Source organism: Acetatifactor sp., from assembly GCF_982438285.1.
Genome location: NZ_CEWDFQ010000071.1, coordinates 1 through 11,473 on the forward strand (window position 1 = coordinate 1; position 11,473 = coordinate 11,473).

Here is an 11,473-nt window from a genome sequence, read left to right on the forward strand (position 1 = left end):
GAGCAGAATAATGTTACATCCATCTTATTCCGATTTAATGAAGGTAGTAAACAGCGACGTGGAGCCCGGAGAGGCGCCCGTGGTAAACAGCCGTTATTCCATAGTGATGGCTACCTCAAAAAGGGCAAGACAGATTATTGCCGGAGAGGAGCCCCTGGTGGACGGCAAGGATAAGAAGCCCCTTTCCATAGCGGTGGAGGAGCTCAATCAGGGAAAAATCAAAATTTTAGGCGACGAAGAAACACAAGAGTAGCTTTTTAGGGCTGTCGGAGAAAGTATGAGCGGCGGCCCTTTCTGCTGTCTATGGAGAAAAGTTTTATGAAAATATTGTTTGTGTCATTGGGCTGCGACAAAAATCTGGTGGATTCGGAGAGGATGCTGGGGATGCTGTCAGAGAAGGGCTTTGCCTTCACGGACGATGAAAACCAGGCGGATATCGTAGTGGTGAATACCTGCTGTTTCATTGGCGACGCCAAAGAGGAGAGCATAAATACACTGCTTCAGATGAGCCAGCTGAAGGAGGAAGGGCGCATTCAGGTGCTGATTGCCGCCGGATGCCTGGCACAGCGCTACCGGGAGGAAATCCAGAAGGAGATTCCCCAGGTGGACGCCGTGATAGGCACCATGGCTATTGCCGATATCGCAGATGCGGTGGAGAAAGCCCTTGGGGGAAAAGCCCGAAATTACTATGAGGATATTAATGCAAGGCCGGTGGCGGAAGGAAAGCGTGTGGTGACTACCGGCGGGCATTTCGCTTATTTGAAAATTGCAGAGGGCTGTGACAAGCACTGTACTTACTGCATTATTCCCAAGGTGCGGGGAAGCTATCGCAGCATTCCCATGGAGAGCTTGCTTAAGGAGGCGGAGCAGCTTGCCGAAGAGGGCGTAAAGGAATTGATTTTAGTAGCCCAGGAAACCACACTGTACGGTGTAGATTTATATGGAAAAAAGACACTGCCCACACTGCTGGAGCGTCTGGCAGAAATCGACGGCATTTCCTGGATCAGACTGCTTTACTGCTATCCGGAGGAGATTACGGATGAGCTGGTGCAGGTCATCGCCACACAGCCCAAGGTCTGCCATTATCTGGACATTCCCATCCAGCACGCCTCGGATTCCATTCTGCGGCGGATGGGAAGAAAAACAAATAAAAAAGAGCTGGAAGGGCAGATCAAAAAGCTCCGGGAAAAGATTCCTGACATTTGTCTGAGAACCACGCTGATCAGCGGCTTCCCCGGGGAAACCCAGGAGGATTTTGAGGAGCTGTACCGGTTTGTGAACGAGATGGAATTTGACAGGCTGGGAGTCTTTGCCTATTCCCAGGAGGAGGATACGCCTGCGGCGGTGATGCCCGATCAGGTTGAGGAGTCCGTAAAAGAAGCAAGAAGAGATGAATTGATGGAGCTTCAGCAGGAGATCGCCTTTGAGAAGGCCGAAGCCATGGTGGGACGGATACTGACTGTGATGATCGAGGGAAAGGTGGCGGACGAGGACGTATATGTGGGCAGAACCTACAAGGATGCCCCGGGCGTGGATGGATATCTGTTTGTAAACACCTCCGCCAGCCTGATGACCGGAGATTTTGTCAAGGTACGGGTGACAGGGTCCAACGAATATGATTTGATTGGAGAAATATATCATGCGTAAAATGAATTTACCAAACAAGCTGACTATTTTCAGAATGATACTGATCGTTCCCTTTGTGGTTCTGTTGCTGGGAGGACATGCGGGATGGTTCGGTGAAAGCACTTTCATAACGGACTTGATCTCCCTGGCCGTCTTTATCATTGCAAGCCTGACGGATTTGATTGACGGAAAGATTGCCAGGAAATATAATCTTGTGACCAATTTCGGGAAATTTATGGACCCCCTGGCGGATAAGCTGCTTGTATGCGCGGCTTTGATTGCCTTGGTGGAGATGGGGAGAATCCCTGCCTGGGTGGTAATCGTTATTATCAGCAGAGAATTCATTATCAGCGGCTTTCGGCTCATTGCTTCCGATAACCATGTGGTGATTGCCGCCAGCTACTGGGGGAAATTCAAAACCACCTTCCAGATGCTCATGGTGTGTCTGATGATTGCCAATCTTCCGGCACTTTCGCTGCTTGCACAGATCGTTATGTGGATTGCCCTGGCGCTTACTGTGATTTCCTTGATCGATTACCTGATCAAGAATAAAGATGTGATGAAGGATACAAAATAGAGGGCAGAAAATAGAAGCAGGCGGAAGCCGTAAAAAGCGGAAAGGGAGATGTGACATGACGGTGGAATTGGTCTGTGTGGGCACAGAGCTGCTTTTGGGAAATATTGTAAACACCAATGGAGCCTATCTTGCGGAAAAATGTGCTGAGCTTGGGCTTTCCAGCTATTTTCAGACTGTGGTGGGCGACAATGAGGAGAGATTGGGAGAAACCCTGTCCCAGGCAGTGAAACGCTCCGATATTGTAATTGTATGCGGAGGGCTTGGGCCCACCGAGGATGATCTGACCAAAGAGACGGCGGCCCGGGTATTGGGAAAAGAGTTAAAGCTCTCTGAGCAGGTAAAGGAGACGATAGAGGCTTACTTTCAAAAGCGCGGAAGAAAAGCGGCGCAAAACAACTGGAAGCAGGCCATGGTTCCTGAGGGAGCCCTGGTTTTGGAAAACAAAAACGGTACTGCGCCCGGACTGATTCTGGAGGCCAAAGACTGCCGTGTGATTTTGCTGCCGGGCCCTCCGGGAGAGATGATTCCCATGTTTGAGGAGCAGGCAGTTCCCTACCTGCGCAGGCTAAGCCCTGAGGTGATCTGCTCCAAAACGGTGAAAATCTGTGGAATTCCTGAAAGCCAGGCGGAAATCATGGTGAAGGATTTGATCGATACCCAGACCAATCCCACCATCGCCACCTATGCCAAGACAGGGGAGGTGCATATCCGGGTAACGGCAAGGGCGGCTGGAAAAAAGGAGGCTCAGGCGCTGATAAAGCCAGTGGTGAAGGAGCTGAAAAAGCGGTTCGGCCATGCAGTTTACAGTACAAAGGCCGGGTGCACACTGGAGCAGGCAGTGGTGGAGCTGCTTAAGAAAAAGGGGCTTACGGTAACCTGTGCGGAGTCTTGCACCGGAGGCATGCTTTCCGCAAAACTGGTGAATGTTCCGGGCGTATCCGATGTTTACAGGGCCGGATTTGTCACCTACTCCAATGAAGCCAAGCATGAATTTTTAAAGGTAAAGAAAAGTACGTTAAAAGAGCATGGAGCCGTGAGCGCCGAGACTGCGGCCCAAATGGCTTTGGGCGCAGCCCGCTCGGGCAAGGCCGACGTGGCGGCGGCTCTCACGGGGATTGCAGGCCCGGAGGGAGGCACAAGCAAAAAGCCTGTGGGGCTTGTGTATATCGCCTGCAGCGTCAGGGGAAAGGTCATAGTAAAACGGTATGTGTTTACCGGAAACAGGCAGAAGGTCAGAGAAGCCGCCGTGGCCAGCGCGTTGACGCTGATACGGGACTGTATCCGCCGCTATGGCTGAGCCGATACGGTGATTTTTAAAATGCCGGGGCAGAAGGGCGCTCCCCCAGCCCCAGGCAGTCAGATTGGCTGCGGCTTCGAAGCCGAGTTGCACTAAGAGGTGGCAAATTTGCTGATTTCGTTTCAAAAAATCCGAACTCGCTGCGCTCAAACATGCGGATTTTTTCTCACATCGCAAATTTGCCACCTCTAAGAACAACTAAGGCTTCTGCAGATGACAGCCAATTCTGACTGCCTGGGGCTGGGTAGAGACATTCTGCCCCGTATTTTTAAGAATGTATCACAAACACTTGTCCTTAAGACAGTTTTGTGATACATTTTTAGTATCTGATATTTCTTAACGTTCGGGCATTTCGCCAAGAATTTCAGTGAAGCAGAAGAAAAATTTAAGGGGGGATGCCTTTGAGGGAGTTTTATGGTACATATTGTACTGTAATATAAAAGAAGAAAAAAGAGTTGACAAATACGAACAAATGTTTTATCCTAATAAAAACAGAACGTTTGTTCCTGGATGAAAAGGAGACCTTCATGGAAAAAGATGAAAAACTCAAAGCCCTTGACGCGGCGTTGAGCCAAATTGAGAAGCAGTACGGAAAGGGTGCGGTTATGAAGCTGGGAGACCCTTCCGCACAGATGAATGTAGAAACGATTCCTACCGGTTCTTTGAGCCTTGATATTGCCCTTGGACTGGGCGGGATTCCCAGGGGGAGAATCATCGAGATATATGGACCTGAGTCCAGCGGAAAAACCACGGTAACGCTGCACATGATAGCGGAGGTGCAAAAAAGAGGCGGCATTGCAGGATTTATAGATGCGGAGCACGCGCTGGACCCCGTCTATGCCAAAAATATCGGGGTGGATATTGACAATCTGTATATTTCCCAGCCGGACAACGGAGAACAGGCGCTTGAGATTACGGAGACTATGGTGCGTTCCGGGGCCATTGATATTGTGGTGGTGGACTCTGTGGCTGCGCTGGTGCCGAAAGCCGAGATTGACGGGGATATGGGGGATTCCCATGTGGGGCTGCAGGCCCGGCTGATGTCACAGGCCCTGCGCAAGCTCACAGCGGTGATCAGCAAGTCCAACTGCTGCGTTGTGTTTATCAATCAGCTGCGTGAAAAGGTGGGCGTTATGTTTGGAAACCCGGAGACCACTACCGGCGGACGTGCCCTGAAATTTTATTCCTCTGTGCGTCTTGACGTAAGAAGAATCGAAGCGTTAAAGCAGGGCGGAGAAGTGATCGGCAACAGAACCCGTGTAAAGGTTGTAAAAAATAAAATTGCGCCTCCCTTCAAGGAAGCAGAGTTTGACATTATGTTTGGAGAGGGTATTTCCATGACGGGAGATATTTTGGATTTGGCCGCAAGCATTGATGTAGTGAACAAATCGGGAGCATGGTATGCCTATAATGGCAGCAAGATAGGCCAGGGCCGTGAAAATGCAAAGCAGTACCTGAAGGACAATCCCGAAGTGTGTCAGGAGATTGCACAGAAGGTACGGGCTCATTTTGGACTGGACGGCGCAGGAGACCACAGCGAAGAGGCGGCTGCACAGGAGAAAAAGGAAGCTAAGCCCGCAAGGAGTAAGGCGGCGGAATAAGGGCGGCAGAGATGACAGTGACACAGATTGTGGAGATATCAAAGAACCGCAGTAAGGTTTATATTGATCAGGAGCTCTCCTTTGTTTTATACAAAGGAGAGCTCCGCCTTTACGGGGTGCGCCAGGGGGAAGCGCTGGCCGGAGAGGATTATCAGAGAATCATGGAGGAGGTGCTGCCCAGGCGGGCAAAGCTTCGTGCCATGAATCTGCTGAAAAACCGGGAGTATACCACCGCCAGACTGCGTGAAAAGCTGAGGGAGGGATTTTATCCTGAGCAGGTGATTGACCAGGCTATGGAATATGTGGCATCCTTCCGGTATACGGATGACGTGCGGTACGCAGTGGACTTTATCACCTGTCATGAAAAGGACAGAAGCCGCAGAAGAATCGAGCAGGACCTGGCAGGCAGGGGCATTGACAGAGCCACAATGGAAAAGGCATGGAAGGAGTGGGAAAGCAAGGGGGGAGAGCAGGATGAGCAGGCTATGATCCGGCGTCTGCTGGAAAAGAAGCGGTACGACCCTGAAACGGCTGACTATAGGGAAAAACAGCGGATTTATGCCTTTTTGGGGCGGAAGGGCTTTTCTGGAGAACAGATAAGCAAGGTTATGCGCTCCTTCCCAGAGCTGGATATGGAATAAATAATTTACAAATACTTGACATAACAACTGTTTCAGTTTAAAATTTAACTGTTGTAAATTGCTTGTTAGAATGTTTTCAGCGCTCCTTTGGGAGCATGTACATACATTCTATGATAAGCTGCGGAGGAACCTTCCGCAGCCACAGTGTACAATGAAAATTAAATAAGGAGGTGCTCCTGTAGATGCTTAGTTATGTGATCACAGCATTGGTCAGCATCCTTGTAACAGCTGCTATTACCGCTGTTGTAACAGCGGCTTATCAGAAAAAAGTCACGGCTGCAACCATTGGCAATGCAGAGGACAAGGCAAGGGAAATTATTGATGAAGCGCTTAAGACTGCAGAGACAAAGAAACGCGAATCGCTGCTTGAGGTGAAGGAAGAGTCCATTCGCACCAAAAATGAGCTTGACAAGGAAATCAAGGAACGAAGAGCAGAGGCTCAGCGCTATGAGCGCAGAGTACAGCAGAAGGAAGAGAACATCGATAAAAAGGCTGATGCCATTGAAAAGCGTGAAGCAAGTTTGGCGGCAAAAGAAGAATCCTTAAATAAGCTGAAGGATGAAGTTTCCAAACTGAATGAGCAAAGAGTACAGGAACTGGAACGAATTTCAGGTTTAACCTCTGAACAGGCAAAAGACTACTTATTGAAAATTGTTGAAGATGAAGTAAAACATGAAACGGCTGTGATGATCAAGGAAATGGAGAGTCGCGCCAAGGAAGAAGCAGACAAAAAAGCAAAGGAGTATGTTGTGTCAGCAATTCAGAGATGCGCAGCAGATCATGTCTCTGAGACCACAATCTCCGTTGTACAGCTTCCAAACGATGAAATGAAGGGAAGGATTATTGGCCGTGAAGGACGCAATATCCGTACCCTGGAGACCATGACAGGTGTGGATTTGATTATCGACGACACACCCGAGGCGGTTATACTGTCGGGCTTTGACCCGATTCGTCGCGAGGTTGCAAGAATTGCCCTCGAAAAACTGATTGTCGATGGACGTATCCATCCCGCCAGAATCGAAGAGATGGTGGAAAAGGCACAAAAGGAAGTAGAGGTAATGATAAAGGAAGAGGGTGAAGCAGCGACCTTGGAGGTCGGTGTACATGGTATTCACCCTGAGCTCGTAAAATTGCTGGGTAAGATGAAATTCAGAACCAGCTATGGACAGAATGCGCTGAAGCATTCTATCGAGGTAGCACAGCTGTCGGGTCTGCTGGCAGCCGAGATGGGACTGGATGTAAGGCTTGCGAAGAGAGCAGGTCTGCTCCACGATATCGGCAAGTCTGTGGATCATGAGATGGAAGGCTCTCATATCCAGCTGGGCGTTGAGCTTTGCCGGAAATACAAGGAGAATGCTACCGTTATCAATGCGGTGGAATCTCACCATGGCGATGTAGAGCCCACTTCCCTGATTGCATGTATTGTACAAGCTGCTGATACAATATCCGCTGCAAGACCGGGAGCTAGAAGGGAAACATTGGAAACCTACACTAGCAGATTAAAACAATTAGAAGATATAACAAACAATTTCAAAGGCGTAGATAAATCTTTTGCTATTCAGGCAGGTCGCGAAATTCGTGTAATGGTGGTGCCGGAGCAGGTTTCAGATGCCGATATGGTTCTTTTGGCACGTGATATTTCCAAGCAGATTGAGGCTGAATTGGAGTATCCCGGACAGATTAAGGTAAATGTAATCCGCGAAAGCCGTGTTATTGATTATGCAAAATAGTCAATGGGCAGCGCTGCCGTGACGGTTTTTGACTTGAAAAATTTCATAGGAATCAAAACCGCTGTATTTTATAGGTACAGCGGTTTTTTATTACAATGTAGAAATGAGGGTCAATATGCGAGAATTTAACATTATGGATTATGGGGCTGTAGCAGACGGCGTTACCAATAACGCAAAGGCCATTCAAAGGGCGGTAGATTTGTGCTGGGAGAGCGGAGGAGGAAGAGTGACGGTTCCGGCGGGAAGGTATATGAGCGGTTCCATCCAGCTCAAAAGCAATGTGGATCTGCACCTGGAGATGGGAGCGGTGCTGATTTCCAGCCTGAACAAGGAGGACATTGACGACTTTATGACCCAGGTGGACGATGACAATGAGACCACCGGCTGGGAGGGAGGCTGCTTTTTGGGCGCTATCCATGGAGAAAATATTTCTTTGTCCGGCGACGGCATGATTTACGGACAGGGAGAGAAGGTTTTCTATGATGACGGCGCAGACGGCGGGTATGCGGAAAGTCCTATGTGTGTGGCTGATTTTCGTCCCAGGCTGATTTTGTTTGAGGATGTGGAAAATCTCAGTGTGAGGGATGTAACCCTGAAGGATGCTGCCTTTTGGACACTGCATATGGCGGGGGGCCGTCATGTGCGTATTCATAATATCCGGATTCTCAATGCAGTGCGAGGGGCCAATAATGATGGAATCGACCCGGACAGCTGTCAGGACGTTGTAATCAGCAACTGCATGATTGAATCCGGGGACGACGCCATTGTGGTGAAATCTACAAAGCCCATGGCAGCAAGGTACGGAGCCTGTGAAAATGTGGTGATTACAGGATGTGTGCTGCATTCCCATGATTCTGCGCTGAAGGTGGGAACAGAGACGCACGGGGTAATCCGTAATATTTCCTTTGGAGACTGCATCATCAAGGACTGCTCCAGAGCAGTGGGTATCTGGGTGCGGGACGGAGGCACTGTGGAGGATATCCATGTGCATCATCTGACAGGGGCGGTGAGAAGATATGCGGATGCGCCCCAGAGAAGATGGTGGGGAAAAGGGGAGCCCTTTTTTATCAGCGCCACCTACAGGAACGAAAAGAAAGATTTTCCCGGCATTATCCGGCGCGTTTCCTTTGACCATATCTACTTAAAATCCGAATCCTGCATTTTTATCGCCGGGGAGGAGGAGTGCCCTGTGGAGGATATCAGCATGGATCATGTGCGGATCGAAATGATCAGGCAGGGTACACAGAAGGAAATCCCCTTTGATGAGCAGCCCTCTCTTTATGGAGTGTATGCCCACGGCATTCCTTATTTTTACGGAAGGCATATAAACGGCATGAGGGCTTTTGACTGCGTGATCAGACGTTCGGGAGAAGGATTTTCCATGTGGACGGAGGAAGTGGAGCTGATAAATTGTAAAAAAATTGAATTTTCCTCTTGTGAAATACCGTCGCTTATAGTATGATAGTCGGAGTGTATGATTGTATACGATTATCCAATAAGGCATGAGAGGAAGAGAAAACATGAAAGCGTATCAGGAGCTTAGTAAGGAAGAACTGTTATCACTGCAGGCACAGCTTGCCGCGGCTTATGAGGATGCCAAGGGAAAGGGATTAAAGCTGGATATGTCCAGAGGCAAGCCCTCCATAGCCCAGTTGAATATGGCTATGGACTTTATGGATGTGATAAATTCTGAAAGCGATATGAGGACAGAGGACGGCGTGGATGTGCGCAATTACGGCGTTCTTGACGGCATACCGGAGTCAAAGCGTTTGATGGCCGATATTATGGGAGTGGATGCCGACAATGTGATTGTCTGCGGCAACGCCAGCCTGACGATCATGTTTGACACTGTTGCCCGCTCTATGACTCACGGCGTGCTGGGAAGCACTCCCTGGTGCAAGCTGGATCAGGTAAAATTTCTCTGCCCTGTTCCGGGATATGACAGACATTTTTCCATTATGGAATACTTCGGCATTGAAATGATCAACGTTCCCATGACCCCAAATGGACCGGATATGGATATGGTGGAGCGCCTTGTGGCACAGGATGAGAGCATAAAAGGAATCTGGTGCGTACCCAAATATTCCAATCCCCAGGGATATTCCTATTCAGATGAAACGGTAAAGCGCTTTGCAGCCTTAAAGCCTGCAGCGGCGGATTTCCGTATTTACTGGGATAATGCTTATGCGGTTCACCATCTGTATGACGACAGGCAGGATGAGATATTGGATATTCTTACAGAATGTGAGAAGGCAGGCAATGCCGATATGGTATATGTATTTGGCTCCACCTCAAAGGTGACCTTTGCGGGAGCAGGAATTGCGGCAGTGGCGTCCTCCAAAGCCAATCTGGACGCCATCAGAAAGAGCATGACCATTCAGACCATCGGCTATGACAAGATCAACCAGCTGCGCCATGTGCGTTATTTTAAAAATTATGAGGGCGTGAAGGCTCATATGAGAAAGCACGCGGAGATTATGCGTCCCAAATTTGAAACTGTGCTGCGCATTTTGGACAATGAGCTGGGAGGACTGGGCATTGGCCAGTGGACCAGGCCAAACGGCGGCTATTTTATTTCCTTTGACGCCATGGAGGGATGTGCTAAGGCCATTGTGAGCAAATGCAAGGAGGCTGGCATGGTGCTTACCGGCGCAGGCGCCACCTATCCCTATGGGAAAGACCCCAAGGACAGCAACATCCGCATAGCGCCCACCTTCCCGACCACGGAGGAAATGGAAATGGCTACAGAGCTGTTTGTGCTGTGCGTGAAGCTGGTAAGTGTAGAGAAGCTGCTTGAGGAGAAGTAGGATGGAAAATTTTAAGCGTATCAAGAGAGAGCTGGTGGCAAAGGGTGCCATTATCGACTATTATCAGGATACCATGCAGATTCCAAACGGAAATATTGCAAAATGGGATTTGATTGACCACAAGGGAGCTGCGGCAGTGGTGGCTGTCAAAGAGGATGGCAGGCTGCTTATGGTTCGCCAGTACCGCAATGCGCTGGAGCGGGAAACCCTGGAGATTCCAGCCGGGGGCTTAAACGGCAGACAGGAGCCCACCGATGTGGCGGCAAAGCGGGAATTGGAGGAGGAAACGGGATATACCTGTGAAAATCTGGAGCTTTTAACCTCCATCTTTACAACAGTTGCCTTCTGCAATGAGAAAATTGATATTTATGTGGCCAGGGATTTAAAGCCGGGGAAACAGCATCTGGATGAAGATGAATTTATCAATGTGGAGGCATACACGGTAGGAGAGCTGAAGCAGATGATATTTGACTGTAAAATTCAGGATGCCAAAACCATTTGCGGCATTATGACCTATGCCGCAAAATATTCCGCAGACTAAAAAGGGAATCATGTTTGCTTTCCACACAGCATAGAATAAACTGTCATGTAAGGCGTGAAGGTTTATTAGACAAGGCGGTGCGGAATATGCTGCATATCTCGGAAAGAAATACAGGGTTGGGGAAACTTCCCCTTCTCCCTGTTTTTCTTACAGGAATTCTGGCGGGAATTTTTATTATGAATATAGGAAAGAGCATTTTGCTTGAAAATACGGGATTATTGGACGAATACGCATTGTACCATATGAAATATATGACCGTAAACAGCAATGCTCTTTTTTATTATGTGTTAAAACAGAGGATGGGTACATTGCTGATTCTGGCTGTGTTAGCCACTACTTATCTGGGGCTTGCGGTCTGCCTGGGGATGACGCTCTGGTACGGCATGGCGGCGGGGGCATTCCTGTCGGCCCTTGTGATACGCTATGGCATGAAAGGAATTTTGTTTGCCCTGACAGGTGTGATGCCCCAGTATCTCTTGTATGTGCCTGCCATGCTGGCGCTGCTCCTTTGGTGTGAAAGCCTCTGCAGAAGCATTTATTTCAGAAATACAGTTTACATAGAAGGGAATATGACGGTGCCGAAACGCATGGTGCATTTAGCGTTTATTGTTTTGGCAGTACTGGCGGGCTGCGTTTTTGAAAACTTTTTAAAT

The 11,473-nt window shown here is 49.0% G+C and carries 11 protein-coding genes; all 11 read left to right on the forward strand.

Features of this window, described 5'->3' with window-relative positions; translation table 11 throughout:
* The first annotated feature begins 10 nt into the window (after nucleotides 1-10).
* Entirely contained in the window at nucleotides 11-253 is a 243-nt protein-coding gene (rpoZ, locus tag AC1WIP_RS05360) for a DNA-directed RNA polymerase subunit omega (protein ID WP_318702851.1), read from the forward strand.
* Between the two features lie 65 nt (nucleotides 254-318).
* Nucleotides 319-1,647, forward strand: coding sequence for a 30S ribosomal protein S12 methylthiotransferase RimO (gene rimO, locus AC1WIP_RS05365; RefSeq protein WP_481140854.1), 1,329 nt, complete (start codon nucleotides 319-321; stop codon nucleotides 1,645-1,647).
* A gap of 1 nt (nucleotide 1,648) precedes the next feature.
* Nucleotides 1,649-2,203, forward strand: coding sequence for a CDP-diacylglycerol--glycerol-3-phosphate 3-phosphatidyltransferase (gene pgsA / locus AC1WIP_RS05370; protein ID WP_481140862.1), 555 nt, complete (start codon nucleotides 1,649-1,651; stop codon nucleotides 2,201-2,203).
* A 55-nt stretch (nucleotides 2,204-2,258) separates the two neighbouring features.
* Complete coding sequence (locus tag AC1WIP_RS05375; RefSeq protein WP_481140855.1) at nucleotides 2,259-3,500, forward strand: competence/damage-inducible protein A; 1,242 nt, start codon at nucleotides 2,259-2,261, stop codon at nucleotides 3,498-3,500.
* 527 nt (nucleotides 3,501-4,027) lie between these two features.
* A complete protein-coding gene (gene recA, locus AC1WIP_RS05380; RefSeq protein ID WP_481140856.1) occupies nucleotides 4,028-5,101 on the forward strand; it encodes a recombinase RecA in 1,074 nt (357 codons plus the stop codon).
* Between the two features lie 11 nt (nucleotides 5,102-5,112).
* Complete coding sequence (locus tag AC1WIP_RS05385; RefSeq protein WP_318702858.1) at nucleotides 5,113-5,742, forward strand: regulatory protein RecX; 630 nt, start codon at nucleotides 5,113-5,115, stop codon at nucleotides 5,740-5,742.
* A 182-nt stretch (nucleotides 5,743-5,924) separates the two neighbouring features.
* Nucleotides 5,925-7,472 (forward strand): ribonuclease Y, encoded by a 1,548-nt coding sequence (gene rny, locus AC1WIP_RS05390; RefSeq protein WP_481140858.1) that lies wholly within the window; start codon nucleotides 5,925-5,927, stop codon nucleotides 7,470-7,472.
* A 115-nt stretch (nucleotides 7,473-7,587) separates the two neighbouring features.
* Nucleotides 7,588-8,934, forward strand: coding sequence for a glycoside hydrolase family 28 protein (locus AC1WIP_RS05395; RefSeq protein WP_481140859.1), 1,347 nt, complete (start codon nucleotides 7,588-7,590; stop codon nucleotides 8,932-8,934).
* 58 nt (nucleotides 8,935-8,992) lie between these two features.
* On the forward strand, nucleotides 8,993-10,279 hold the full coding sequence (locus AC1WIP_RS05400; RefSeq protein ID WP_481140860.1) for an aspartate aminotransferase type Ic: 1,287 nt from the start codon (nucleotides 8,993-8,995) through the stop codon (nucleotides 10,277-10,279).
* 1 nt (nucleotide 10,280) lies between these two features.
* Nucleotides 10,281-10,820, forward strand: coding sequence for an NUDIX hydrolase (locus AC1WIP_RS05405; protein ID WP_318709567.1), 540 nt, complete (start codon nucleotides 10,281-10,283; stop codon nucleotides 10,818-10,820).
* A gap of 176 nt (nucleotides 10,821-10,996) precedes the next feature.
* On the forward strand, nucleotides 10,997-11,473 hold a 477-nt coding region (locus AC1WIP_RS05410; RefSeq protein WP_481140861.1), incomplete at its 3' end, for a stage II sporulation protein M.